The sequence below is a fragment of the Pseudofulvibacter geojedonensis genome (genome assembly GCF_042675745.1).
In the GTDB taxonomy this organism is placed as follows: Bacteria; Bacteroidota; Bacteroidia; order Flavobacteriales; family Flavobacteriaceae; genus Pseudofulvibacter; species Pseudofulvibacter geojedonensis.
This window is the reverse complement of the sequence record NZ_JBHTJM010000011.1, coordinates 144023-169750: the sequence shown is the minus strand read 5'-3', so window position 1 is coordinate 169750 and position 25728 is coordinate 144023. Positions and strand designations below refer to the sequence as shown.

The following is a 25728-nucleotide window of genomic DNA, read 5'->3' as shown; positions in this document are numbered from 1 at the left end:
TGTTATATACATGTGTAAAAACTCCAGATCTACTTCATAGGTCTTAAATATTAGGTTGAAAGCTCTCCATTCGGAGAGCTTTTTTATAATTTATATTTGTTGAATAGCAGCTAAAGCTTTATTTACGCTTGTAATTCTTTCAAAGGTTAATAATAGTCTTAAACCGTTCTTGGTTTGCTTTTCTTTCATTTTACAAGCTTGCGGATTACGTTGTACAAACTGTAAAACTTTAGTAAAGTTTTCACTTTGATAAAAAGTAGAGTTTTGATCTGATATAAAATATCCTATCATTCGATTTTGTTTCATGACTATTTTTTCTAAACCAATATTTGCAGCTAACCATTTAATTCTAACGGAGTTTAATAAGTCAACAGCTTGAGTTGGTAGTTCTCCAAATCGATCAATTAATTTTATTTCGTATTGTTTTAGATCATCTTCGGTTTTTAAATTACCTAGTTCATTGTATAGATTTAATCGCTCTGTAATATTATTGATATAATCGTCTGGATATAGCAATTCAAAATCGGTATCTATTTGAGTGTCTTTTACAAAAACAGTATTTTCTGCGGTTTCTTCATATAAATCTTTAAACTCATTTTCTTTTAATTCTTCTATGGCTTCATTTAAGATTTTCTGATAAGTAGAAAAGCCTATTTCATTAATAAACCCGCTTTGTTCTCCTCCTAATATATCACCCGCACCACGAATTTCTAAATCTTTCATTGCAATATTAAATCCGCTACCTAAATCGGAGTGCAACTCAAGTGCCTGAATTCGTTTTCTTGCATCATCGCTCATTGCAGAGTGGGGAGGTGTTATAAAATAACAGAAAGCTTTTTTATTACTTCTACCTACACGACCTCTCATTTGATGCAAGTCTGAAAGTCCAAAATTATTAGCATTGTTTATAAAAATAGTATTGGCATTAGGAACATCTAATCCTGATTCTATAATGGTAGTTGCTACTAAAACATCGAATTCATTATTCATAAATGCTAGCATAAGTTGCTCTAGTTTTTTACCTTCCATTTGCCCATGGCCAACAGCTATTTTAGCATCGGGAACTAAGCGTTGTAACATTCCAGCTACTTCTTTTATATTTTCTATTCTATTATGAATAAAGAAAGCTTGTCCGCCACGCTGAATTTCATAGGTAATAGCATCTCGTATAACTTCTTCAGAAAAACGAATTACTTGTGAGTCTATTGGGTAACGATTTGGTGGAGGTGTATTAATAGTACTTAAATCTCTAGCTGCCATTAACGAAAATTGTAATGTTCTTGGTATAGGCGTAGCAGTTAAAGTAAGCGTGTCTACATTTTCTTTAATGGTTTTTAATTTATCTTTTACAGCAACTCCAAACTTTTGTTCTTCATCTACAATTAACAGTCCTAAATCTTTGTATTTAAATTTTTCGTTAGCAATCTGGTGTGTTCCTATTAATATATCTATTTGTCCAGATTCTAATTGTTTTATGATTTCTGTTTTTTGTTTGGCTGTTCTAAACCTATTAATATAATCTACCTTAACAGGCATATCTTTTAATCGTTCACTAAAAGTTTTAAAATGTTGAAAAGCTAAAATGGTAGTAGGAACTAAAACAGCTACTTGTTTGCCATTATCAACTGCTTTAAATGCTGCACGTATAGCTACTTCTGTTTTTCCAAAGCCAACATCTCCACAAACTAACCTGTCCATAGGGCGTTCGCTTTCCATATCGGTTTTTACATCCTGAGTTGCTTTAAACTGGTCAGGTGTATCTTCGAATAAAAAAGAAGCTTCAAGCTCATGTTGTAAATAAGAATCTGGGGCATATTGAAAGCCTTTTTGATTCCTTCTTTTAGCGTACAACTGAATTAAGTTAAATGCTATATGTTTAACTCTACTCTTGGTTTTTTGTTTTAGCTTTTTCCAAGCTCCTGAACCTAATTTAAATATTTTAGGTGCCTTTCCATCTTTACCAGAATACTTAGATATTTTATGTAAAGAATGAATGCTTACATATAGTATGTCTCGTTCTCCATATAGTAATTTAATTGCTTCTTGCTGATTTCCTTCTACATCTATTTTTTGCAATCCAGCAAAGCGACCAATACCATGATCTATGTGAGTTACATAGTCTCCTTTAGATAATTGATTGAGTTCTTTTAACGTAATAGCTTGCTTTTTGGCATAACCATTTTTTAAATGAAATTTATGATAGCGCTCAAATATCTGATGGTCTGTATAACATATTGTTTTACTATCCATATCAATAAATCCTTGATACAATGGTAAGACAATAGTCTGGTAGCTAACAACTTCTTCTATTTCATTAAAAATGTCTTTAAATCGTTGAGCCTGTTTTTCATTAGCGCAAGCAATGTAATTGGTAAAACCTTCAGCAGCATATAGGTTGAGGTTGTCTATTAATAAGTTAAATTGCTTGTTAAAAGAAGGTTGTGGCTTAATTTGAAATGCAACAGAATTACTAACATTACTTTCCATAGTAACATGAGTATATTCTTTTAGTTGATTGAGTAACAATTCCCCAGTACAAAAAATGCTATTAGGTTCTGCGTGTTGCAATTCTCCAGATAATCTTTTAAAAGCAACCGTTGCTTTGTCAAATAGCTTATCTGTTTTAGCAACTAACATTTCTAGGCTTTTAACAAATACGACTGTTTGGTTAGATAAGTATTTAAAGAAACTCTCTCTAGACTCTTCAAGGTGTTTTATTTCTACATTTGGTATGATACTCACCTTTTTTAATTGTTCTAAAGATAGTTGTGTTTCTACATCAAAAGTTCTAATACTGTCTACTTCATCTCCAAAGAATTCAATTCTATAGGGTTCATCATTCGAAAAAGAAAAAACATCTACAATACCACCTCTAACAGAAAACTCTCCAGGTTCGGTTACAAAATCAACTCTTTTAAATTGATATTCGAATAAAACTTCATTAATAAAGTCTATTGTAATCGTATCGTTAACAGCTATTTTAAGAGTGTTTTTTTCTAATTCTTTTTTGGTAACAACTTTTTCAAATAAAGCTTCAGGATAGGTGACAATTAAAGCGGGTTTTTTCCTAGAATTAATTCTATTTAAAACCTCTGCCCTTAGCAATACATTAGCGTTGTCTGTTTCTTCTATCTGGTAAGGCCTTCTGTAACTCCCAGGATAGAACATAACATCTTTGTCGTTTAGTAAAAGCTCTAAGTCATTTAAATAAAAAGCTGCTTCTTCTTTGTCGTTTAAAACTAGAAGCAAAGGTTTTTCTATACTTTTAAAGGTTTTAGAAATAAGAAAAGACAAAGACGATCCTACTAAATTAGAAATATTTGTTTCTGATTTAGGGGTGTTAATTTGCGATAAAAGCTGTTTAAATGAATGATTTTCATTAAAGACAGCAGCTAATTGTTGTTTACTCAAAACACTTAAATTTTAACTAGCTAATAAAGAGAAGCGAAGATACTTTTTTTGCTAAAAAACTGACTAAAAAATGATGTGAAATCTTTTTGAGATTATGTATATTTGCCAAAAATATTAAAAAGGAGACTATGTCTATTAAAGATTTATATACTAGCGGATTCATAAAGAGAAACAACGGGCACTTTGCTGCTATCGTTCGTGTAGCTTTAAGTGATGGAGATATTGTTGAAGCTGAAAAGCAATTTTTAGACCGTTTAGCTAGAAAATTGACAATTAGCGAAACGGAGTATGCTAATATTTTAGAAAATCCAACTGCATACCCTATCAACCCTCCAACAACATATAACAGACGTTTAGAGCGTTTGTTTGATTTGGTTCGTATGGTATACGCAGATTTAGATATAAAAGATGCTCAAGTTTCTGTGTTAGAACGTATAGCTGTTGGTTTAGGATTTGCTCCTGCAAACGTAACTTATGTTGTGCAAAAAGCCCTAGCTTTAGTAGCTGAAGGAGTAGACGATGTAGATACTTTTTCTGATGAAATTAAAAATATGAACCGTTAATCACGGATTCTAAAATTTATATATAAAAGCTCTTGCCTTGCAAGGGCTTTTTTAATTTATGTTATTTTTGCCCCATGGAAACAATGAAACAGGTAACAAAGAAGTTACATAGAGATGTAGGAGAGGCGATCTCGCAATTTTCTATGATAGAAGATGGAGATAGAATAATGGTATGCTTATCTGGAGGGAAAGATAGTTATACTATGCTTGACATGATGTTACATTTTCAGAAAGTAGCACCTATTTCTTTTGAAATTGTAGCGGTTAATTTAGACCAAAAGCAGCCAGGATTTCCGGAAGAAGTTTTGCCTAATTATCTGTCTGAATTAGGTGTTGAATATAAAATAATAGAGAAAAACACCTATAAAGTGGTCATGGAAAAAACTCCAGAAGGAAAAACCACTTGTAGTTTGTGTTCTAGATTGCGTAGAGGTACTTTGTATGAGGCAGCTAAGGACTTAGGTTGTAATAAAATGGCTTTAGGGCATCATAGAAATGATATTATAGAAACCTTTTTATTAAATTTCTTTTTCTCTGGAAAAATGGAAACCATGCCGCCAAAGTTTAAGAACGATGCTGGAGAGTTAGTAATATTAAGACCTTTAGCTTTTTGCAAAGAAAGCGATATAGAAGCGTATAGCAATTACAAACAGTTTCCTATTATACCGTGTAATTTGTGTGGTTCTCAAGAAAACTTGCAGCGTAAAAAAGTAAAAGAGATGATAGCCAATTGGGAAGCCGATTTTCCTGATAGAAGCTCTATTATGATGAAGGCTTTACAGAATGTATATCCGTCTCATTTATTAGATCATAATTTATACGATTTTACTAATCTAGAAGAGAAGATTGTAGATAATTCGTTGGTTTAGTTTTTTTAAGAAAAAACGATTGTTGTATCTTTAAAGTATAAAAACTTTTATGATGAATAAAACAACAATTATATTTCTAACATTAGTGTTGCCATTATTTGCTTTAGGGCAGAACAGTGTTAATGAAAAGAATTCTACAATTAACTTAGAAAAGCAGATTGAAACTACATTATTGAATGACGTGAAGAAGAATGAAGCTGTTTTAAATATTGATTTAAACAAAGCTTATAGTTTAACAGTAGCTAATGTAAACACTCAATCGGATAATGACAATACTATGTTTGAGTTTGATACTGATAAATTACAAAAGGGAATAAAATCTTTAAAACGTAATAAAGATGTGTTTTCTGAGCCATTTAAAGTAAATAGACTTTTCGAAAATTAATAGTTGCGATTTAAGTTTAACTTCAAGGATTTTTTGTTGAGGTTCATTACAATTTGGCATGTCCATATAACCCACCAAGCATCTATTATAAATGCTATTTTCTGTATAAAAGGAAGGTAGTAGACTCCAATATTCGTTTGAAAAATAAAAAATACTACTATACTAAGAGCATAGCACAAGTAAACTAAACTTTTGTAGTTTTTATTATGATATCTATGTAACTCTATAAAAAAAGGTATAAAGGCAATAGAACCTAAAATTGCTGTAATAACTACCATTAAATCGTGGTATTGGGTGTACATAAAAATGAGCACCGTCATAGCCGACATTCCAAAAAAAGAAATGAGTTTGGTTTTAAGGTTTTGTACCGAGAATATTTTAGGTAAAATATAAAAAAAGGTAGTCATGGTTAAGCCCAAAATAATGTGTGATATAACAGCCATGAAACGAGCTGTATTATAATGCCCTCCTTTGGTAATTGGGTCCATAGCATCGCATAACAAGTTATGATTAAAACTATAACTAGTAGCATCTGGATAATTGGTAGAACCACCAGGATACATACTAACAGCATAAGTGTATACGATAACATATAAGCCCAACCCAAATATTGGAAAATACGGTAGGTACTTTGTTATGAAATGATTTAGTTTTTTTGAATCAGACATTTTTAGGGCAAAGCAATAAAAAGTTGCAAGATACAATTTCAAGATGTTTTAAAATGAAATTTTCTGTTTTGTAAGAAAATACAATTATTGTATTTTGTGCACATAAAACATATAAACGTAATTACGTTTATATAATTGTTGTATTTAATTCAAACAAACAATTGTAAAACTCCTTCAATTGGAATGATAAAATAAGGGATTTAAAAGGATTAACTAAAAATCTTGGTGGTTAGCCAATGGGAATTGGATAACTCAACGTTTTTTGTGAGATTTCTGTGTTGCAAATGGTAATTTGTATAAGCGGGAATCGAATAAAATCGTTGACATAAGTTATGAAAAAAAAATAACAAAATCAACTTTAAATCGCCTTGTAGCAAGCTTATTACCAATATTTTTAGTTAAACTTTTTTCTTTTTATCTTTCTAAATCTAGCGATAATGACGGATCATATACCCGTATATATTCCATAATTATCTCTAGCAATTGAAGTCCTTTTGTATTTGCTATTTTGCTGTTTGTTTGAACTACGTCTTTTTCTTTTAACTTCGTTAGTAGTACTTAAAAATTAAGTACTTTTGAGAAGAAAGAAAAAAACTAAATACAACACTATGTATAATGCATTATTGAAATAACGCATCATACACTTAACGTTGTACGCAACTCAAAAAAAAATATCCAATTGATTAAAATATTTACTTCATTTAGAAAAGATCTTTACTTATTATTTATAATTAGCCTTCTATTCATTCTATCAATAGAATTAGTGCTAATAGAAATTCCCGAATTTTTTAACGGAGGAGCTTTATTTGGAAAAATATTTCTTAAAATATGTTACTCTATTTTAGCATCAATAACTTTCTATTTCTTCGGTATTTATTTAGGAGAATACCGAAAAAGACAACAAATTTTACCTCTTTTAAATAGCTTTTTAGACAAAATAAAATTTACAAAAAACAGCTTGCTATCTGAAATGTATTTTGTTGCCATCACTCAAAATAATGGTGAAGTAGATTACCCAAAAGACAGTAAATCTGGCTTTGTTAGTAATTATTATCCTACAGAATCTGAAATAAAAATTTTAGCTAATAACATCCCTACTAATAAAACTAGACATAAAGATTCAGATTGGATAAAAAGATTTTATAGTTTAAGTAAAGAAATTCTACCAATTTGTGATTCAATTTTAATTCTAGACACTAATCTAAAAGCATCAGAAATTAGTCTAATTAGCGAATTAAAGACCTGTGATTTGTTTTCTAAAATTAGGATGTACAATTACGATTTTAAAGGTGTAATTGCCAATGATAGAATAACATTTTTAGAACCAGAATTAATTCAATTCTTTAACCTTTTTGAAAGAATTGAAAAAAGTATGGTTAATAATTAAAAAGCTGTGTACAACACCATATAAAATGCATGCTTACTCCTCTCCTATTTCAAAAGTAAGCGTATATTTACAGGTGGATTCCCTGCCGGAAATCCAAATCGTCCGACTACGTCGCACGACACTTTATATAAACGTTGTAAAACATTTCCCAAAACCAAAAAATTGAGTGAATACAAGAAAAAGCATACTAAATAGACTTGAATTAGCATATGCACCTTTAACGGGTTATGAATTTGCTGTCGTCAAAAAAGACCCTTTGATTGAATTGGCAATGGAAAAAGCAAGTTTATATGTTATCGGACAAAGACCTATCATTACGTTTGAAAATGTTGTCCCTGACTCTTTTGACTATGCTTTGCACTTTGAGATTCATCAAAAAGGGAATCCTAATATTCTAAAAGGAAAATTACCCCTAATACAAAAATGTGTAGATAGTAAACCAGATGACACAATAGCTCTTGCTTTTAATTTTTTGGACAGAGAAGACATTCAAAAACAATTTCCTCTTGGAAATTTACACGGATTCTCTTTAGCGAAACAACTACCAGAAAGTAGAGAATTTCTGCTTTGGTTTTCACCTGAAAAACTATTGCAAAATTGGTGGAAAAAACAAATCGACTGTGAAATTGAAGGAGATTACAAATCTTTCCTAAATTACAAAGTACATTACGTAGGAAAAGCAACTAAACAAAGTATTCTAAAACGACTAACAGGTCATAATACATTTCAAGACATACTTTCTATTGAAAACCCTATAACATACAAAGATTTACCTGCTCACGAAATAGTTTTGTTATGTTATGAATTTCAAGACAATCTTGAATTTAGAACATTTGGGTATGATGCTGACGTTAAAGAAATGACAGCAACACTAATGGGAGAAAACTTTCCAAAACAAGAGACTATTTTTCTTGATGCGGAAAAAGCATTAATTAAAGCTATGGAACCGAATTATAATACGGAACTCTTTAAAAGTTACCCAAAAAGTAAAGATGGACTATTTAAAGACAACTATAATTATATTTCATATTCATTTGCAGACCCAATAACCTTAAAATATTCGCAAGGGGAAATAAGAGGCTCTTTAGATTATTTAGGTGGCGATAAAATAATAATCAAGGACAATAAAGAATGTTCACTTATAAAAGAACAATAAAAAACGTTTTACAACAATGGCTATAAGTAATTGCTTGTTCTCGCCTACTTCTGAAAATTCTCGCGGATTTTCAGCTTGGTGTGTACTTGCAAAGTTTAGTGCAAAAACACGCAACTACTCATAGCCGAGACCGTTGTATGTAATTAAAACAAACACCTGAAAATGAAATTTGCGACTATAATTCTCAATATTTTTTTACTTAGTATTTCAATTAAAGAATATCGAATATTTAATGACTTTAAAGATGACCTCGAAATAGAATCAAAATATTCACTCTATTATAAACAGAAGGTAGACTCAATCATACCGAATAATAAAAATTTTAATTTATTTATTAGAGGCAACGAAAATTATGATATAGTCATAACGACTATACAAAAAGAGGATTATGAAGAAGCTAAACAAATTAAAACAACTCAATTATTAGATAAAACTATAATTCCTTCTCAAGTAAATATAACAGAAGAGTGTTATACCGTTACTACAGGAATTAAGACAATTAAAAATTGCTTAGAGGATGATGAACAACTTATTAGTGTATCTTATCTCGGATTCATAAAAAAATTAAATAGCTGTGTAGTTTATGAAAATTGGTTTGAATCAACAATTTCAAATCTGTTAATAAACTTAGAAGATGGATCAACGTCTTATATATCAGGCAACGAGCTTGTTTTTTCACCAAATCTAAAATTTATTTATAGTTATGCTAATGATGGAATTGATTTCGATGGTATTTCTTTGCATCAAATGATAGACAAAAAAGCACAACCAATTCTTATTACAGATTACGACATAGAGGAAAAATATAAATTTGATTTTAGCTCTTTTGGTAAAGTATATTGGGTTTCTGATAGCTGCTTCTATGCTAGTAATGATAAAGCATATTATAAATTTAAAATTCAAGATAAACGAATTACTTATAGTAATGAACATAAAGAAAACATTATACATTCTGAAAATAGTAAGTTCATAATTAAAGTAGATGAACTGAAAGATGGCACAATAAGATATACATCTTGGAATAAACCAAACACGACAATCGATAGACCAAGTTTGGTTTTGTATAATGGAGAGGTTGAAAAACAAACCAAATATGGTTCTGGTTTTGATTATCGATTTCAAAACGGAGAGTATCTCTATGTGATAGAAAATAATATCGAAACGACAAGTGCTAAACGTTTGATGCTTAGACTCTATAAAAATTCTGATGAAATACTATATACTAGTTTAACAGATTTAATAAATAAAAAATAAAACTAAATACAACACTATGTATAATGCATTATTGAAATAACGCATCATACACTTAACGTTGTGCCTCATTAAGTAAAAAGAAAAAACCAACGGGTGCAGATAAACCATAAGAATATAACGAGATTAAAAAATATCACAAATGGTGAAACGGGAAAGGCGTATTTGGATTTAGAAGATAAAGAGTTTGTTCTTCACTATCCCGACAGATTGAAAGGTGGAATTCTCGAACCGAATTCAGATGAATTAATTGTTCTGTTTCAAAGAGAGAGTAAAGCCAAACCAAGATTTTTAACACATTTGGTTAGATCGATTGATAACGAATTAATAGAAGAAAACGAAAGAGAAAATTTTAGATTTGGAAGATTGGTAGAAGTTATTGCTTACACAGGAGAAGAAAATAAAATCCCATTTCAAAATTCCCTTCTATCCAAATTAGATTTCCGAAATCGAGCTTGGGGAAATGCCGAATTAATGACGAATTTGATAGCCGAAACGGAATTGGAAAAATATCAGCGAAATTTATGGGAATTATTTAAGCCGTTTATGTCGCACAATCTGAAAGAAAATGAAAAAGATTATCAAACCTATTTTAATGATGAACTAAGCAAAGATTTTGAGACGAAAGAAGGAAGGCTCTTATTCCGAAATCATAGAATTAGAGAAAGAGACGGTTCTATAAGCCACAAAAAAAAACAAATAGCGTTGAACGAGGGCAGATACGAATGTGAGATTTGTAATTTTTCATTCATTGATTTTTACGGAGAAGAATACATCGAATGTCATCATATTATACCGATAAATCAAGGGGAAAGAATTACAAAATTAGAAGATTTGGCTTTGGTTTGCTCAAATTGTCATCGAATGCTTCATCGGAAAATTAATGATAAATATCTTTCCGTCGAACAATTGAAAAATAAATTGAAAGAAAAGAAAACGAGGCACAACAATGCATAGCTGTCGTAGCGGTCAAAAGCCCGCTACGACAGCTATGCGGGCCGTTGGGCATAATTAAACTGAAACTATGATAAAAGATTTTTTAATCTCATTTCGTGATAATTTCAAAGAAAAAACTCGAAATCCTTTTTTAGGGACATACGTTATAGTTTGGATAGTTTTAAACTGGGAATTAATTTATACTCTTTTTAATTTTGATGACAATTATAAATTAGAAAATAAAGTTGCTTTTATAAAAGCATACTACAAAGAATAAAGTTTTATTGGAAATTTATTTAAAACTGTTTTATGGGCTTTTGGATTATTAATTCTGACTTATTTACTTCTTGCAATTTCACGTTTAATTACAAATTTTTCTGAAAAACAAATTACACCTTGGATTTATAAAATAACAGACAGTAAATCAATAGTGCTCAAGGAAACATACGAAAATTTAAGAATTGAAAAGACTCAAATTGAGGCTAAACTAGAAAAAGAAAGAGAGAATAAAAAAAGACTTCTTTTAGAGATAACCGAACTTGAAAGAACAATAGACAAATTGAATTCTAACGACGAAGAAAATAATGGTACAGAAGAATCAATAAAAAATATAAGTTTAGATAACGAAGTAGATGTACTGTTCAATAAAATCAAAAATAAAAACCTAATAGACGAATTCATTGAATTAGTTGAAAGTATCGGAAAAGAAGAACAAGGCTGGATAAAAGCAGAAGACTTAACTGACTCTTTTGGTTATTTCGTGAAACTAGGATTATTAGCTACTGGAAAAGATAATGTAAATTATATAGAAATAGCAGTTACTAACGTCGGAGAAAAAGTTTTAAGAAGAGCGAGATTAGAAATAGAATAAAAACTATGCCCAACAATGTATAACCGCAATTACGGCGGATTCGACTACGTCCGAATCCACTCGAAATTACTGTGGTCTGTGCTTAACCATAAAGTTTACGTACTTTTACCGCAACTGACAGTTATACAAACACGTTATGCACAGTAAAATTATCGGGCACCCATGATGAGAGCCCGATGGGTTAAAGTTTAAGCACCTTACTTATAAATTAAACGTGCACAAAAGACCATGAACCCCCACCCTCGAAGGCTGAAGCATCTGTGCCAACTTTGCCGTTATAAACTGCTACAGTCCATGATTTATCATCAAAAAATTGTATGTGAAGATAACCTAATCCAACTCCGGCTTCAGTCACCTCAAAACGTCCAGCCCTGTTTAAGTGAGAGAGATCTCCTTGAAGAGTTCCATTCGCAACACATGTACCGACGCCAGCTCCTCCAGCGTTTCCATACCCTTTTGTGGCTATACTTGGAGCATTTAGCGTAAGGTGTGCGTAGAACAAAAAACCCTCAAGTTCTGCAGTGGCCGGGCAAGAAGGATCACCATTACTAAGTTCTTCCTTCCGAGCAACCAAAAAATCAATATTATTTTTCTGCTGCTCGACACCTTTCTCAATGTAGTTAAGCATTTCATTCTTTGTTAATCCTGTATCTGGAGCTTTCACATTTAAGGCGCTATCTCCAGCTAGTTTAGCATGAAATTCAGCTAAATCGTTACTAGTAACTGTTGTACTGCCCCCTACATCTTTGGAACTAAGCTTTCCCTTCAGAGAAACCATATAATCCATGTATTTTTTTTGCTGCTCGATATCTTTCTCAATCTGGCTAAGCATTTCATCCTTTGTCAATCCTATCTTTGACTCTTTTGTTATTTCACTATTCATGATAATATGTTTTAAGTTTTCTTACTCTATTTTCAAACAGGCTTTTCGGATTCCACCTTTGCAATCAAAAGAAATGATAGTAGCTACTCAATCGAATAATTTGTTTTTAATTACATTATAAATGTCTGATGATACTAGGATATATTTTAGAGTATAAATACCCCATTTTAAAAAAAAGGTATTTATACCTAATCTCATTATTGCCTAACATTTGACAATTCAAAATTGAGGAATTAATGACTTGAATTATGATAAAAGGTCATGATTGCTTGATATTTGAGCATAAGCGTACTAATTCTAGGTATAAAAGAAAAAGGCATAACAAAATATAAACGTAATAGCGGTTTAGTGCTTCAATCCAAGTTTTGTATCTTTATCAAAGTGTAGTAATAATTTGTAACAATTAAGATTTTAAATACCGCTACTACGCTTATACAAAACGTCAATAACAAAAGAGGGAAAACAATGACTGTTTTCCCTCTTTTGTTATTTAGTTGAAGTTTTACAAAGTATGTTCTTTGTATTGCTCCATGTATTCTTCTGCTTTTTCTACCATTTGCTTGCTACCTACATAAAAAGGAACTCTTTGGTGTAGTTCTGTAGGTTGTATGTCTAGTATTCTAGTAAATCCGTCACTAGCTTTTCCTCCAGCTTGTTCAGCAATAAAAGCCATAGGATTGCATTCATATAACAAACGTAATTTTCCGTTTGGAGCAGTTCTAGATCTAGGGTAAACGTATATACCTCCTTTTAATAAGTTTCTATGGAAATCGGCTACTAAAGAACCAATGTATCTAGCAGTCCAAGGTCTAGTACCTTCTTCTTCTTTACAGTATTTTAAAAATTCTTGCATCCCTTTTTCAAAGTGAGCAAAATACCCTTCGCTTACAGAATAGATTTTACCAGTTTCGTTAATCTTCATGTTAGGATGCGATAGGTAAAAAGTACCAATAGCAGGATTCAAAGTAAATCCGTTTACTCCGTTACCAGTAGTAAATACCATCATGGTAGAAGTTCCGTAAGCTACATAACCCGCTGCTACTTGTCTGTTCCCTGGTTGTAAGAAGTCTTCAATAGTTACAGGAGTTCCTACCGGAGTAACTCTTCTGTAAATAGAGAAAATAGTACCTACAGATACGTTTACGTCTATGTTAGAAGATCCGTCTAAAGGATCCATCATTAAAACATATTTATTTTCGTTGGTTCCGTTAGCACCTTCAACAACTACAAAATCATCTTCTTCTTCAGAAGCAATACCACAAACAATTTCTCTGTTAATTAACGTCTCTTTAAACTTATCGTTAGCGTAAACATCAAGTTTTTGCTGTGCTTCACCTTGTACGTTTACTTCTCCAGCAGCACCAGTAATATCTACTAAACCAGCTTTTCTAATTTCGTGGTTTACTACTTTGGCGGCAAGCCTAATAGAGTTAATTAATCTAGAAAGTTCTCCTGAAGAGTATTGAAAAGAACTTTGATTTTCAATGATATACTCTCCAAGGGTTTTATGTTTGTCAGCCATTTTTGTGTTGTTTGCTGCAAAACTACATAAATTTATTTGTTTGAAGTAGTATATAGAATCGTTTTCATGGTGTAACACCAATAACAAAATCATCATTTTAGTTGAAATTTTACTAGTGAGAATGTGTTTTGTTATATATCTTTAAATTCTGCAGTTATTATTTTTTATAAATATAACTTTGCGACCCAAATATAACAATATGTCATTTAAAATAAGAAAAGCAGTATTAAAGGATTTGCCAGCAGTGTTAGACTTAATACAAGAGTTGGCAACCTTTGAAAATGAGCCCAAAGCAGTAGAAGTAACGGTAGAAGAGCTACAAACAGATTATGCTAAAAATTTATTTTCATGTATTGTGGCAGTATCGGATAATAAAATAGTTGGTTTAGCCTTATACTACAACAGGTATTCTACTTGGAAAGGTAAAACGATTCATTTAGAAGATTTAGTAGTAACCCAAACTCATAGAGGTAAAGGAATTGGAAAGGCGTTATTAAATGTGATCATTGCTGAAGCAAAAAAAGAAGGAGTAAGAAGAGTTGAATGGTGCGTGTTAGATTGGAATGCCAATGCTATTAATTTCTACGAAAGTACAGGAGCTACTATTTTAAAAGATTGGTATTTGGTACAGTTAGATAAAAAAGGAATAGAGAATTTTTAAATATGCGAATTTTTAAATTTGGAGGAGCTTCTGTAAAAGATGCTCAAGGAGTAAAAAACGTTGTAAACGTACTGCAAGAGGTGGGTTACTCAGAAACATTAATAGTAGTTTCTGCTATGGGAAAAACTACTAATAAGTTAGAGTTGGTTGTAAAAAACTACTTTAACGACAAAGAAAGTTTACTATTAAGCATACAAGAAGTAATAGATTGTCATACAGAAATTATAGAAGGATTGTTTGTGAATAAACAGCACCAAATACATACAGATGTAAAGAGTTTGTTTGATGAAATGAAAAGCTTTCTAAATTGGAATAAATCTCCTAATTATAGTTTTGTATACGACCAAGTAGTAAGCTACGGAGAGTTAATTTCTACCACTATTATTAGTGCATATTTAAATGAAATAGGCATCTATAACAGCTGGATAGATGCCCGAAAGTGTATTAAAACAGATGCAAAATATAGAGATGCTGGAGTAGATTGGAAACTAACACAGTTAGCAATTAACGAACAGATAGACACTAAAGCATTAAATATTACTCAAGGTTTTATTGGGTCTGATGATAATAATTTTACAACTACTTTAGGAAGAGAAGGAAGCGATTATACTGCAGCAATTTTTGCATACTGTTTAAACGCTACGAGTGTTACCATTTGGAAAGATGTACCTGGGGTTTTAAATGCCGACCCGCGATATTTTGAAAAAACACAATTGTTACATCAAATATCTTATGAAGAAGCAATTGAATTGGCTTTTTACGGAGCATCTGTAATTCACCCAAAAACACTGCAACCGCTTCAAAGAAAAGAAATACCATTGTTGGTAAAGTCTTTTTTAAATCCAACTCAAGACGGAACTTGTATTGGTAAGGGTAAAAAACTAGAGCCAATGGTGCCTTGTTTTATTGTAAAAAAGAATCAACATTTAATTTCTTTGTCTTCATTAGATTTTTCATTTATCATGGAAGATAATATTAGTGAAATATTTAGTCTTTTGCATCAGTACAAACTAAAGGTAGATGTTATACAAAACTCTGCAATTAGTTTTTCGGTATGTGTGAGTGATAAATATGAAAACATAGAAGAGTTATTACACCAATTAAAATCAAAGTTTAAAGTAACCTGTAATAAAAATGTGTCTTTGTATACTATTAGGCATTTTACTCATGATGCTTTACAAGAATTGACTAATGAAAAGCAGGTGCTATTGAAGCAAGAAAATAAAGGAACAGTACAAGTTCTTATACCATCATAAAAGTTATTTAAAATAATTACTTTTGTGTTAAGCAAACCAATATATGGGATTAGTAACCTCAAAAGAAATAGCTAAAGCTATTAAGTTAGATAAACTAGGTTTTTTAGGAACTTTTATATCGTGGGTTTTGATGAAAATCTTACGCATAGATAAGTTAAACAAAGTTTATAATAAGCATAAACATTTAAGTAATGTAGCTTTCTTAACAGCTATTTTAAGTGAGTTTCAGGTAAAATATGAAATTCCAGAAGAAGATTTAAAAAGAATACCTAAGTCAGGCTCTTTTGTTACAATTTCTAATCATCCGTTAGGAGGAATAGATGGTATTTTATTGTTAAAGGTTTTGCTAGAGAGCAGGCCAGACTATAAAATAATGGCCAACTTTTTATTGCATAGAATACTGCCATTAAAACCATATATAATGCCTGTAAATCCTTTTGAAGATAGAAAGGATGTAAAATCTAGTGTGGGTGGTTTTAAGCAAGCATTTAAACATATAAAGTCTGAAATGCCATTAGGCGTTTTTCCAGCAGGAGAAGTTTCTACTTTAAAAGAAGGTAAATTAATTGTAGATAAGCAATGGGAACCAGCTGCTATGAAGTTAATTCAGAAAGCTCAAGTACCGGTTTTACCTATTTACTTTCACGCTAAGAACAGTCCGTTTTTCTATAGACTTTCTAAAATAAGTGAAACTTTACGAACGGCTAAATTACCATCAGAATTGTTGTCACAAAAAAATAGGGTAATTAAAATTAGAATAGGAAAAGCTATTTCAGTAAAAGATCAAAAGGAATATACAAATTTACAGGAGTATACTAATTTCTTGCGAAAGAAGACCTATATGTTAGCCAATCCTTATGAGAAAGAAACGGTATCGCTTAAAGATGCGGCTACTTCTTCTTTAAAAATGCCCAAGAAAGCTCCTAAAGAAATTGTTACATCTGTTAGTTCTGAATTAATTGAAAAGGAAATTGATAATTTAAGAGGGTACGATTGTAGATTATTAGAAAGTAAAAATTACGAAGTTTTTTTAGCTTCTGCAGACAAAATACCCAACACATTAAAAGAAATTGGTAGGTTGCGAGAAATTACCTTTAGAGAGATTGGAGAAGGAACTAATGAAGCTATAGATTTAGATAATTTCGATCGTTATTACCACCATATGTTTTTATGGGACAATAACACCAAAAAGATAGCTGGAGCTTATAGAATGGGCTTGGGGTCTAAGATTTTTGCTCAATATGGTATTAACGGATTTTATTTACAAGATTTATTTAGGTTTGAACCTGAATTGTATACCATGATGAGTGAGTCTATAGAAATGGGACGAGCTTTTATTGTAAAAGAGTTTCAGCAGAAACCAATGCCGCTTTTCTTGTTGTGGAAAGGAATTGTACACACTACTTTGCGCTTTCCTGAGCATAAATATTTAATTGGAGGGGTAAGTATTAGTAATCAGTTTTCTAAGTTCTCAAAATCGTTAATGATTGAGTTTATGAAATCTCATTATTACGATCCGTATGTGGCTCAATACATACGTCCTAAAAAAGACTTTAAAGTTCAGTTAAAAGATGCTGATAAAGATTTTGTTTTTGATGAAACAAAAGCCGATTTAAATAAGTTTGATAGAATTATAGATGAGGTAGAACCAGGAAACTTGCGTTTGCCGGTTTTAATTAAAAAGTATATCAAGCAAAACGCTAAAATTGTAGCATTTAATGTAGACCCTTTATTTAATAATGCGGTAGACAGTTTAATGTATATTAAAATTGCCGACTTGCCAGAAAGTACCGTAAGACCTGTAATGGAAGAATTCCAAGCAGAGTTAGAGCGTAAAATGGAAGGGAAAGAGTAGTTGTGTTTATTTGCAAAATCACCAAACTATTAGTGGCTTTTTGTCAACCCGAAAAGTAAGCGTCTTTTTACACGCTACGTTTCATACACAAACCGTTAGAGTAATTATGTGTTAATGAATTTTAAAGAGACTATAGAGAATTTAAAGGCTAATAATAGCACTCCGATTGTGACTGAGTGTCTTCAAACAATGACTAATGATGAGGTTTTATTTAATGGAGGATTTGTTCAAGAAAAAGAAAAGCTTTCTAATCTCTATCTGTTAAGATTAAATATGTCCAAAGACTTAAATAGAGATAAATTTGAAGATGATGAAATAGAAAATTGGGAGATTGCTGTCGACAATCTGATGAAAAGCCCTTCTGAAGAATTGAAATTAAGTTGGGTAAGTTCTGAGAAAAAAACATATTTATTGTTTTGGGATAATCAAACTAAAAAATTACAAGCTATATACTATTTGTATTCAAAAAGTTCAATTGCAGAACAAGAAATTAATAATGATAAAATTATAGAACAAGGCTTTACAGTTAGCTCCGTAAAATTTATCAATGGTAAACGTATAAAAGATTGGAAAAAAAACTCCTAACAATAATTATTCATCATTTACAAATCCAACTCTTTCAAACTTTCAATATTGTGTCTTTCTAAATAGGCATCAATTGTTTCAAAATGTTCTATAACGCGTTGGTCTTTAAATTCAAAAACTTTATTAGCCAATCCGTGTAAAAAATCTCTATCGTGAGATACTAAAATTAAGGTTCCGTTAAAGTCTAGTAAAGCTTCTTTTAAAACGTCTTTAGATTTTAAATCTAAATGGTTAGTAGGCTCATCTAGTATTAAAACATTTACGGGTTCTAGTAATAGTTTTACCATAGCCAATCTGGTTTTTTCTCCTCCAGAGAGATTCCCTACTTTTTTATCTATAGCGTCACCGCTAAACATAAAGCGACCTAGTATGTTTTTAATTTGTGTTCGAATATCACCCTTAGCAACTTCATCAACCGTTTGGAATACAGTCAAGCTATTATCAAGCAAAGAAGCTTGGTTTTGGGCAAAATATCCTATTTGTACATTATGTCCTTGTTCGCATTTACCGTCTACTTCAATCTCTCCCATAATAGCTTTTATCATAGTCGATTTTCCTTCACCGTTTCTACCTACAAAAGCAACTTTTTCTCCCCTTTTGATGGTCATGTTGGCATTATTAAATACAGTGTGGTCGCCATATTTTTTTGTTAAATCTTCTACTACAACAGGCGTGTCTCCAGAACGAGCTGCAGGAGGGAATTTTAATTTTAAAGAAGAATTATCTACTTCATCAATTTCAATTATCTCTAATTTTTCTAACATTCTTTCTCTAGAAGCAACCTGATTGGTTTTAGAAAAAGTTCCTTTAAAACGTTCGATAAAAGCTTTATTATCTGCAATGAATTTTTGTTGTTCTTGATATGCTTTTATTTGGTGAGATCTACGTTCTTCTCTTAGTTGTAAATAATGAGTATAATTAGCTTTGTAATCGTAAATTTTACCCATTGTTACTTCTATAGTTCTGTTGGTAATGTTATCAATAAACGTTTTGTCGTGAGAGATAACAACAACAGCTTTAGCCTTGTTTAGTAAGAAGTCTTCTAGCCAAATAACAGATTCAATATCTACGTGGTTAGTAGGCTCATCTAATAAAATTAAATCAGGTTTTTGAAGCAGTATTTTAACCAGTTCTATTCGCATACGCCAACCACCACTAAATTCACTAGTAGGTCTATCAAAATCTTCCTGCTTAAAACCTAACCCTTTTAAAGCTTTTTCAACTTCTGCTTCGTAATTAATTTCTTCTAAAGCATAATATACTTCACCTAATTCAGAAACACGCTCAATAATTTTCATATAAGCTTCCGATTCGTAATCGGTACGAGTTTCTAACTCTTTGTTTAACGAATCCATTTCAGCTTTCATATCAAAAATATATTGGAAAGCTTTTGCAGTTTCTTCCTTAACAGTGCAATTGTCTTCAGTAAGTAAATGCTGAGGTAAGTAAGCAATAACCGTTTCTTTAGGGCAACGAACATTGCCGCGGGTTGCATTTTGTACACCAGCAATAATTTTCATCATAGTAGATTTACCAGCACCATTTTTACCCATTAGGGCAATTTTATCAGTCTCATTAATAACGAAAGAAACGTCTTTAAATAAAGTACTTCCGTTAAATTCTACGGCTAAATTGTCTACAGAAATCATAAGGTCTAGTTTTAAAAGATGCAAAGCTAATGAAAAAGGAATTGAATCCGATTTAATATCGTATTTTCGCAAAAGTCAATAACTTCTTCATATGAGCGTAATAGAAAAGAAATTACACCAGCGTAGTAATTCTACGTGCGAGTTGTGTACTTCTCCAGATAATTTAACTGTGTACCATGTCCCTCCAGTTTCTGATAAAGGACCGGAATTAGAAAAAAGTATTTTAATTTGTGGTACTTGTGCTTCTCAAATAGAGAATCCCGATACAGCAGATAGTAATCATTGGCGTTGTTTAAATGATAGTATGTGGAGCGAAGAGCCAGCTGTACAAGTAATAGCTTGGCGAATGTTACATCGTTTAAAAAGTCACGGTTGGAGTCAAGACTTATTAGATATGATGTATTTAGATGAAGAACGATTAGAATGGGCAAATGCTTTAGGTGATGGAGATGAGCCAGATGAAAATGCTATTGTACACAAAGATTGTAATGGAAATATCTTAAAAGATGGTGATTCGGTAGTATTGATAAAAGATTTGGTAGTAAAAGGAGCTAATTTTACTGCTAAACGTGGAGCCGCAGTACATAGAATATCATTGGTTTGGGATAATGAAAATCAAATAGAAGGAAGAGTAGACGGACAACATATTGTTATTTTAACTCAATATGTTAAGAAGACTAAAGAAGACAGCAGAAATTAAATTACAAAATCATGTTAGCTAAAAAAATAGGATTATTACTAGCCCCAATTCTATTTTTAATAATAATTAATTTTCCATTTCCGTTAATCTCAGAAAAAGGAGATTTGGTTTTAGCTGTTGCCATATGGATGGTGGTTTGGTGGATAACAGAAGCTGTTCATATTGCAGTAACTGCTTTGTTACCATTATTGCTTTTTCCGTTACTTAAAATTATGCCCATTGCAGAAGTTGGGGCAAATTACGGAAGCCCCATTATTTTTTTATTCTTTGGGGGATTTGTATTGGCCTTAGCATTAGAGAAATCAAACCTTCATAAAAGAATTGCGCTTACCATTATTAAAATGACAGGAACGAGTCCTAATAAAGTAGTTCTAGGATTTATGTTGGCTACTGCCTTTTTAAGCATGTGGATAAGCAATACAGCCAGTACAGTTGTAATGTTGCCAATAGCCATTTCTGTAATAAAACTTTTAATTCATGATGCAGATGGCTTTACAAAAAAAGACAAAAATTTTGCATTAAGTGTAATGTTAGGTATTGCATTTTCTGCTAATGCAGGAGGTATTGCAACTATTATTGGGACACCGCCAAACTCTGTTTTGATAGGCTTGTTAGAGAATGAGTATAACATTGAAATATCGTTCTTAAAATGGATGAGTATAGGTTTTCCTTTTTCAGTATTAATGGTATTCTTTTGTTATTTAGTATTGGTAAAATGGATGTTTCCGTGTAAAGGCATATTGTTTGAAAACTCTAGTGAATTAATTTCAAGTGAATTGAGTAAAATAGGAAAGTTAAGTAAACAAGAGAAAAGGGTTTTAACGGTATTTGTGTTGACAGTTTTTTTATGGATGTCTAGAGGATTAATTAATAATCTACTACCAGAGTTAAAGTTAAGCGATACCGTTATAAGTATTTTTAGTGCTATTTCATTGTTTGCAATTCCTCTAAGTTGGACTAAAAATAGTTTTGTGTTAGACTGGAAGGATACTGAAAAGTTAAGCTGGGGGATTTTATTGCTTTTTGGAGGAGGATTGGCATTAGCCAATGGTATGAAAGAGAGCGGGATAGTAGATATTGTAATTCAAACAATAGCAAATAGTGGCTTAAGTGTTTTATTAACCGTTGTTGTGTTAATAGTTTTAATGTTGTTTATGACAGAGTTAATGAGTAATGTAGCATTAGTAGCTGTATTGGCTCCAGTGGTAGCCGGAATTGCAATTGGTTTAGAAATTCCTTTGTTGCATTTATTGGTACCTGTAACTATTGCTTCTAGTTGTGCTTTTATGTTACCAATGGCAACACCTCCAAATGCGATAGTCTTTGCAAGTGGCTACGTGAAAGTAAATCAAATGGTAAGGGCTGGAGTTGTATTGAATACAATAGCAGTGTTGTTATTAATTGGGTATTATTTACTAGTCATTCCGTATTTATTAGATTAGCTGTTAACTAAAAAAGGCTTCCCCTTAGAGAAACCTTTTTGTTGTTAACTTATCTAGCATTACATAACAATCAAAGTATATTGAGGTGTTTTATTAAAAGGGCAAAAATATTTATAGGTGCCTTTTTTAAGCATTACTTCTTTAGAAGTCTCTTTTTTACCGTGTTTTACCATTTGAGATACATATGCATTTTTAATATGGTTTTTTGCATCTGTTCCATCCTTTCCGGCTTCAATTAAAACTAAACCTACTTCTGGAGCGGCATTATTATTTGAAACTTCAAAAACGTATGTTCCTTCCGAGAGTGTTAAAGCTTTTTGAGTAAACTCTCCTTTAGTCTGTTCTAAACTTACCGTTTTTACTTCTTGTGCGTTGGCCTGAAATGTAAAACCAATTAATACGATAACAACTGCTATTAATTTTTTCATGTTTTCTGTTTTTAAATTTTAAAATGGTTTTTATTAATGTGTTACGTTAAACTTTCCAGCTTCTACTTTAGGAAAATCAATTTCTGTTTTGGCTAAATGGTTGGTGTAATTAGTTAAAGTGTTAGCTACAACATTTAGTACAATTTCTAAGATGTCTTCATCTGTATAACCAGCGTTTTTTATTGCTTCAATGTCTTCATTGTTAACAATTGCTTTGTTTTTAGTTACTTGTTGAGCAAATAACAATCCTGCCTGAGTTTTTGCATCATCAGAAAAGGCTTGACGATTGTTTTCTATTTGATCTTCTGTTAACCCATTCATTTTACCAATAGCGGTATGAGCAGATAAACAATAGTTACATTCATTTTCTTCTGCAATAGCTAAGGCTAATTGTTCTCTAAATTTGTTAGAGAAATTACCACTAGCAGTTAATTCTCCTAAACTTAAATAAGCTTTTAAAGTTGCCGGAGAGTTTCCAAATACTTTAATAAGATTTGGTATGAACCCTAACTTTTTTTCAACGGCGTTAAATAATTCTTTTGCTTCTCCAGTTGTAGTGTCAGGGTTTAAAGTTTTAATTCTTGTATTCATAATATTTGTTTTTATTGATTATTAGATTCATTCTTGCATTCACAGATTTTCTTTCCAGGATGTTTTTCGTCATATTCCTGATATCCCCAGCAATTGGGGCATTGATAATTCTCTTTGGTTTTCATGTTTATGCGGTTTTTAATTGGTTGATATGACCTCGTAACATTCCTTCTGATAAAAGGCCGTTATGTCTAGCTACTTCTTTTCCATTTTTAAAATAAACTAGTGTAGGAATGCTTCTAACATTAAATGCAACCGAAAGTTCTCTATTGGTATCTACATTTACTTTTTTAATGGTTACTTCGTCTTTTAACTCTTCAGCTAATTTGTGTATTGTAGGTAATAAAGTTTGGCAAGGGCCGCACCAATCAGCAAAAAAATCGATAACTACTATGTTGTTATCTTCTACTGTTTTTATAAACTGATCTTGATTTATTTGTATATCCATTTTTTTCTTTGTTTTAATGATAGTACAAAGATGCGGCAGATATCAAAGTCAAGAAATGGACAAAAGTTCCTGATGATTGGACAGAAAGGAATTACAGTTCTTTTTTAAACTGAAGAGGTGATTTTTTTGTAGCTTTTGTAAAGAATCTAGTAAAATAGGCTGGATCGTTAAAACCTAAATAAAAAGCTATTTCTTTTACCGTTTTGTTGGTGTAAAAAAGTTCTCTTTTAGCTTCTAATATAATTCTATTTTTTAAGAAAGCACTAGGTGTTGTTGTTCCTAATTTTTGAAAGTGCTTAGAAAGAGATTTAGGACTAACACCTAATCTGTTAGCATAATCTGTAATAGAATGAAGTTGTTTAAAGTTTTGTTCTACTAATAGGCTAAAATCCTTAAAAAGTCTTGATCCGGAATCGTCTTTTATTATATGATGCTCTTTTTTAATCCTAACAGCATGAATAATGAATTGTTTTAAATAGGATTGTAACATATCATATTGGGCAGTAGACTCTTGAGATAATTCATCAATAATACTATCTATGATGAATGAAAGTTTTGCACTATCTTTTTTGCAAGGTTTAATAAAAGGGGTTTCATATATATTGTTAAATAAAATCCCATTACAAGCTATTGCTTTATCATGAGTTTCTATGCAATAAAAGTCTTTAATAAAAGTTAGTTTGAATGCTTGTTGAATATCTTCAGAACCGATAGAAAATATTTCTCCAGGCGTTAAGAATAATATAGTATTACCTTCGAATGAGTAGTTTTTAAAATCAACGTTATAAGTGCCTTTTCCATTCTTAATCCAGAAAATGGTATAAGTGTTTATTTGCTCTGTTTTGTTAATTAAACAAGAGTTATTAAAATCTATTTCACTGATAGAGAAAATGTCTTTGTAAGCGAGCTTTTTTAGTTCATTTACTGCCATTAGATAACTTTAAGTCTTAGTCGAAAAATTTATTCTAAAATTAACAATATAATTATTACAGATATTAGTTCTTGTTTTTGTATATGTTTATGTTTGCAAAAAAATGAAAGTAAAAACTTACACATGAAATTAGAGAGCAAAATAATTTATAAAGAATTAACAGATTTAAGTAGGTTGCCAGAGATTCACTCATTAACGTATGATACTTTTGTTGATGGAGGATTGATATTGCCAAAAGAAGAAAGAGAATTAGATTTATACCCACATTTAAATAGAATTAGAGAAACAGTAATTATTATAGCTGAATGCGAGGGTAAAATTATAGGAACAAATTCTGTAACATTAGATAGTAGAAATGGATTGCATACAGATTTATATTTCAGAAAAGAAACGAATCAATTTAGAAGAATTAATAAACGTATTGGTTCATCATGGAGAATAGCTACAGATAAGGATCATAGAGGAAGTATAAAGATAATAATGAACTTAATAAAGCATTCTCTTTTAATTGGTTTAAAGATGAATATGGAAAAATGTTTGTTTGTTTTCGAAAAAAAGAATGAAAGAGTTTATCAAAAATTAATAGGGGCAACCACTATAGCTGAAAAAAGACGTAGCGCAGATCCAAATGTAGATTATAAGATACATATGGTTTTAATGGCAGCAGATGTAGAAGAAGTATATGATGCTTTGAGTAGAAGAGAACAGAAGCGTAAAACTTTAAAAATGGCCTACGCCTAAATTTATAAAATGAGTATTTAAGTTCAAGAATGAGTAAAAAATAATCTAAATATAAAAGGCTTCACTACTTGTGAAGCCTTTTATATTTAGTAATTAATTTTGTTTTAGAGCTTCATCAGCTGGTTCAATTCTTTGCATTACAAACTTACCATCTTTACCGCCTTTACCCATGCCAATTATTAATTCATTTTTAGAAACTTTAATGATTAGCATAGCATTTTCTCTTCCTTCTTTATTTGAAGTCATGATGATTTTCTTTTGACCTTTAACTTTATAGGTTCCAGTATCTTTAACACCCATAAATTGACCATCGTAATTTCCTTCTGAAAATGATATTGACATGTCTTTAAAAAACATTTTGGCAGTTTGAATATCTTTTTCTTCTAACTTTTCTTCTTCATAAAGATTCTTAAACTTCCATTTTCCTTCAATCATTTTTTCATTTTGAGCAAATGATATACTGCTTACCAGTAAAACTAAGATTATTGTAATTGTTTTTTTCATAATGAGTGTAAATTTTAAGAGATAAATATAAACAA

The 25728-nt window shown here is 31.1% G+C and carries 26 protein-coding genes; 16 read left to right on the top strand and 10 right to left on the bottom strand.

The window, feature by feature from the left end:
- Positions 1-90: 90 nt before the first annotated feature.
- Positions 91-3411: a transcription-repair coupling factor gene (gene mfd / locus ACFQ1O_RS14495; RefSeq protein WP_377717362.1), complete on the bottom strand. Its 3321-nt coding sequence runs from the start codon at positions 3409-3411 to the stop codon at positions 91-93.
- A gap of 128 nt (positions 3412-3539) precedes the next feature.
- On the opposite strand from mfd, the gene ACFQ1O_RS14490 reads away from it, so the two are divergent.
- From ACFQ1O_RS14490 to ACFQ1O_RS14480, 3 genes are all read left to right on the top strand, one after another.
- Positions 3540-3974: a tellurite resistance TerB family protein gene (locus ACFQ1O_RS14490; RefSeq protein WP_377717358.1), complete on the top strand. Its 435-nt coding sequence runs from the start codon at positions 3540-3542 to the stop codon at positions 3972-3974.
- Positions 3975-4048: 74 nt separating this feature from the next.
- Positions 4049-4843 (top strand): tRNA 2-thiocytidine(32) synthetase TtcA, encoded by a 795-nt coding sequence (gene ttcA, locus ACFQ1O_RS14485; RefSeq protein ID WP_377717354.1) that lies wholly within the window; start codon positions 4049-4051, stop codon positions 4841-4843.
- 49 nt (positions 4844-4892) lie between these two features.
- Positions 4893-5228 carry a hypothetical protein gene (locus tag ACFQ1O_RS14480; RefSeq protein ID WP_377717349.1) on the top strand — a complete coding sequence of 112 codons (336 nt, stop codon included), beginning with the start codon at positions 4893-4895 and terminating at the stop codon, positions 5226-5228.
- On the opposite strand, the gene ACFQ1O_RS14475 is transcribed toward ACFQ1O_RS14480, so the two are convergent.
- The gene (locus tag ACFQ1O_RS14475) at positions 5225-5896 is read right to left on the bottom strand and encodes a hypothetical protein (protein ID WP_377717347.1); all 672 of its coding nucleotides are present in this window, start codon (positions 5894-5896) and stop codon (positions 5225-5227) included. The two genes, ACFQ1O_RS14480 and ACFQ1O_RS14475, sit on opposite strands and share 4 nt — an antisense overlap.
- Positions 5897-6575: 679 nt before the next feature.
- Here ACFQ1O_RS14475 and ACFQ1O_RS14470 point away from each other — a divergent pair.
- From ACFQ1O_RS14470 to ACFQ1O_RS14445, 6 genes are all read left to right on the top strand, one after another.
- Entirely contained in the window at positions 6576-7283 is a 708-nt protein-coding gene (locus ACFQ1O_RS14470; protein ID WP_377717343.1) for a hypothetical protein, read from the top strand.
- Between the two features lie 166 nt (positions 7284-7449).
- On the top strand, positions 7450-8439 hold the full coding sequence (locus tag ACFQ1O_RS14465; protein WP_377717341.1) for a hypothetical protein: 990 nt from the start codon (positions 7450-7452) through the stop codon (positions 8437-8439).
- Positions 8440-8601: 162 nt separating this feature from the next.
- Entirely contained in the window at positions 8602-9693 is a 1092-nt protein-coding gene (locus ACFQ1O_RS14460; RefSeq protein WP_377717338.1) for a hypothetical protein, read from the top strand.
- A 162-nt stretch (positions 9694-9855) separates the two neighbouring features.
- Positions 9856-10647 (top strand): HNH endonuclease, encoded by a 792-nt coding sequence (locus ACFQ1O_RS14455; RefSeq protein WP_377717334.1) that lies wholly within the window; start codon positions 9856-9858, stop codon positions 10645-10647.
- Between the two features lie 67 nt (positions 10648-10714).
- The gene (locus tag ACFQ1O_RS14450; protein WP_377717329.1) at positions 10715-10903 is read left to right on the top strand and encodes a hypothetical protein; all 189 of its coding nucleotides are present in this window, start codon (positions 10715-10717) and stop codon (positions 10901-10903) included.
- 153 nt (positions 10904-11056) lie between these two features.
- A complete protein-coding gene (locus tag ACFQ1O_RS14445; RefSeq protein ID WP_377717325.1) occupies positions 11057-11497 on the top strand; it encodes a hypothetical protein in 441 nt (146 codons plus the stop codon).
- 208 nt (positions 11498-11705) lie between these two features.
- Here the strand turns inward: ACFQ1O_RS14445 and ACFQ1O_RS14440 are convergent, their stop codons facing one another.
- The gene (locus tag ACFQ1O_RS14440; RefSeq protein ID WP_377717322.1) at positions 11706-12380 is read right to left on the bottom strand and encodes a hypothetical protein; all 675 of its coding nucleotides are present in this window, start codon (positions 12378-12380) and stop codon (positions 11706-11708) included.
- Between the two features lie 502 nt (positions 12381-12882).
- Entirely contained in the window at positions 12883-13902 is a 1020-nt protein-coding gene (fbp, locus tag ACFQ1O_RS14435; protein ID WP_377717319.1) for a class 1 fructose-bisphosphatase, read from the bottom strand.
- Positions 13903-14101: 199 nt separating this feature from the next.
- Here fbp and ACFQ1O_RS14430 point away from each other — a divergent pair, with 199 nt between their 5' ends.
- From ACFQ1O_RS14430 to ACFQ1O_RS14415, 4 genes are all read left to right on the top strand, one after another.
- On the top strand, positions 14102-14563 hold the full coding sequence (locus ACFQ1O_RS14430) for a GNAT family N-acetyltransferase (RefSeq protein ID WP_377717315.1): 462 nt from the start codon (positions 14102-14104) through the stop codon (positions 14561-14563).
- 2 nt (positions 14564-14565) lie between these two features.
- Positions 14566-15819, top strand: coding sequence for an aspartate kinase (locus ACFQ1O_RS14425; protein ID WP_377717309.1), 1254 nt, complete (start codon positions 14566-14568; stop codon positions 15817-15819).
- Positions 15820-15862: 43 nt separating this feature from the next.
- Positions 15863-17674, top strand: a complete 1812-nt coding sequence (locus ACFQ1O_RS14420) for a GNAT family N-acyltransferase (RefSeq protein WP_377717305.1) — start codon at positions 15863-15865, stop codon at positions 17672-17674.
- A gap of 114 nt (positions 17675-17788) precedes the next feature.
- Positions 17789-18259 (top strand): hypothetical protein, encoded by a 471-nt coding sequence (locus tag ACFQ1O_RS14415; protein WP_377717302.1) that lies wholly within the window; start codon positions 17789-17791, stop codon positions 18257-18259.
- 17 nt (positions 18260-18276) lie between these two features.
- Here the strand turns inward: ACFQ1O_RS14415 and ACFQ1O_RS14410 are convergent, their stop codons facing one another.
- Positions 18277-19908 (bottom strand): ABC-F family ATP-binding cassette domain-containing protein, encoded by a 1632-nt coding sequence (locus tag ACFQ1O_RS14410; protein ID WP_377717298.1) that lies wholly within the window; start codon positions 19906-19908, stop codon positions 18277-18279.
- Positions 19909-19999: 91 nt separating this feature from the next.
- Between ACFQ1O_RS14410 and ACFQ1O_RS14405 the strand changes: the two genes are divergently transcribed.
- Positions 20000-20608 (top strand): PhnA domain-containing protein, encoded by a 609-nt coding sequence (locus ACFQ1O_RS14405; protein ID WP_377717295.1) that lies wholly within the window; start codon positions 20000-20002, stop codon positions 20606-20608.
- An 8-nt stretch (positions 20609-20616) separates the two neighbouring features.
- The gene (locus ACFQ1O_RS14400) at positions 20617-22050 is read left to right on the top strand and encodes an SLC13 family permease (RefSeq protein ID WP_377717497.1); all 1434 of its coding nucleotides are present in this window, start codon (positions 20617-20619) and stop codon (positions 22048-22050) included.
- Positions 22051-22109: 59 nt separating this feature from the next.
- Here the strand turns inward: ACFQ1O_RS14400 and ACFQ1O_RS14395 are convergent, their stop codons facing one another.
- From ACFQ1O_RS14395 to ACFQ1O_RS14380, 4 genes are all read right to left on the bottom strand, one after another.
- Positions 22110-22478, bottom strand: a complete 369-nt coding sequence (locus ACFQ1O_RS14395) for a cupredoxin domain-containing protein (protein ID WP_377717291.1) — start codon at positions 22476-22478, stop codon at positions 22110-22112.
- Between the two features lie 33 nt (positions 22479-22511).
- On the bottom strand, positions 22512-23069 hold the full coding sequence (locus ACFQ1O_RS14390) for a carboxymuconolactone decarboxylase family protein (RefSeq protein ID WP_377717286.1): 558 nt from the start codon (positions 23067-23069) through the stop codon (positions 22512-22514).
- Positions 23070-23196: 127 nt separating this feature from the next.
- Entirely contained in the window at positions 23197-23517 is a 321-nt protein-coding gene (gene trxA / locus ACFQ1O_RS14385; protein ID WP_377717281.1) for a thioredoxin, read from the bottom strand.
- Positions 23518-23608: 91 nt separating this feature from the next.
- Positions 23609-24448 carry an AraC family transcriptional regulator gene (locus ACFQ1O_RS14380; protein ID WP_377717275.1) on the bottom strand — a complete coding sequence of 280 codons (840 nt, stop codon included), beginning with the start codon at positions 24446-24448 and terminating at the stop codon, positions 23609-23611.
- Between the two features lie 123 nt (positions 24449-24571).
- Here ACFQ1O_RS14380 and ACFQ1O_RS14375 point away from each other — a divergent pair, with 123 nt between their 5' ends.
- Positions 24572-25189 (top strand): N-acyl amino acid synthase FeeM domain-containing protein, encoded by a 618-nt coding sequence (locus ACFQ1O_RS14375; protein WP_377717273.1) that lies wholly within the window; start codon positions 24572-24574, stop codon positions 25187-25189.
- Between the two features lie 93 nt (positions 25190-25282).
- Here the strand turns inward: ACFQ1O_RS14375 and ACFQ1O_RS14370 are convergent, their stop codons facing one another.
- The gene (locus tag ACFQ1O_RS14370) at positions 25283-25693 is read right to left on the bottom strand and encodes a lipocalin family protein (RefSeq protein ID WP_377717270.1); all 411 of its coding nucleotides are present in this window, start codon (positions 25691-25693) and stop codon (positions 25283-25285) included.
- Positions 25694-25728: the final 35 nt, after the last annotated feature.

Coding starts and splice junctions, on each gene's coding strand:
- ACFQ1O_RS14490 (WP_377717358.1), top strand. CDS start 3,540: ATGTCTATTAAAGATTTATATACTAGCGGATTCATAAAGAGAAACAAC.
- ACFQ1O_RS14415 (WP_377717302.1), top strand. CDS start 17,789: ATGAATTTTAAAGAGACTATAGAGAATTTAAAGGCTAATAATAGCACT.
- ACFQ1O_RS14480 (WP_377717349.1), top strand. CDS start 4,893: ATGATGAATAAAACAACAATTATATTTCTAACATTAGTGTTGCCATTA.
- ACFQ1O_RS14475 (WP_377717347.1), bottom strand. CDS start 5,896: ATGTCTGATTCAAAAAAACTAAATCATTTCATAACAAAGTACCTACCG.
- ACFQ1O_RS14395 (WP_377717291.1), bottom strand. CDS start 22,478: ATGAAAAAATTAATAGCAGTTGTTATCGTATTAATTGGTTTTACATTT.
- ACFQ1O_RS14460 (WP_377717338.1), top strand. CDS start 8,602: ATGAAATTTGCGACTATAATTCTCAATATTTTTTTACTTAGTATTTCA.
- ACFQ1O_RS14430 (WP_377717315.1), top strand. CDS start 14,102: ATGTCATTTAAAATAAGAAAAGCAGTATTAAAGGATTTGCCAGCAGTG.
- ACFQ1O_RS14390 (WP_377717286.1), bottom strand. CDS start 23,069: ATGAATACAAGAATTAAAACTTTAAACCCTGACACTACAACTGGAGAA.
- ACFQ1O_RS14410 (WP_377717298.1), bottom strand. CDS start 19,908: ATGATTTCTGTAGACAATTTAGCCGTAGAATTTAACGGAAGTACTTTA.
- ACFQ1O_RS14420 (WP_377717305.1), top strand. CDS start 15,863: ATGGGATTAGTAACCTCAAAAGAAATAGCTAAAGCTATTAAGTTAGAT.
- ACFQ1O_RS14425 (WP_377717309.1), top strand. CDS start 14,566: ATGCGAATTTTTAAATTTGGAGGAGCTTCTGTAAAAGATGCTCAAGGA.
- trxA (WP_377717281.1), bottom strand. CDS start 23,517: ATGGATATACAAATAAATCAAGATCAGTTTATAAAAACAGTAGAAGAT.
- fbp (WP_377717319.1), bottom strand. CDS start 13,902: ATGGCTGACAAACATAAAACCCTTGGAGAGTATATCATTGAAAATCAA.
- ttcA (WP_377717354.1), top strand. CDS start 4,049: ATGGAAACAATGAAACAGGTAACAAAGAAGTTACATAGAGATGTAGGA.
- ACFQ1O_RS14375 (WP_377717273.1), top strand. CDS start 24,572: ATGAAATTAGAGAGCAAAATAATTTATAAAGAATTAACAGATTTAAGT.
- ACFQ1O_RS14405 (WP_377717295.1), top strand. CDS start 20,000: ATGAGCGTAATAGAAAAGAAATTACACCAGCGTAGTAATTCTACGTGC.
- ACFQ1O_RS14370 (WP_377717270.1), bottom strand. CDS start 25,693: ATGAAAAAAACAATTACAATAATCTTAGTTTTACTGGTAAGCAGTATA.
- ACFQ1O_RS14440 (WP_377717322.1), bottom strand. CDS start 12,380: ATGAATAGTGAAATAACAAAAGAGTCAAAGATAGGATTGACAAAGGAT.
- ACFQ1O_RS14450 (WP_377717329.1), top strand. CDS start 10,715: ATGATAAAAGATTTTTTAATCTCATTTCGTGATAATTTCAAAGAAAAA.
- ACFQ1O_RS14380 (WP_377717275.1), bottom strand. CDS start 24,448: ATGGCAGTAAATGAACTAAAAAAGCTCGCTTACAAAGACATTTTCTCT.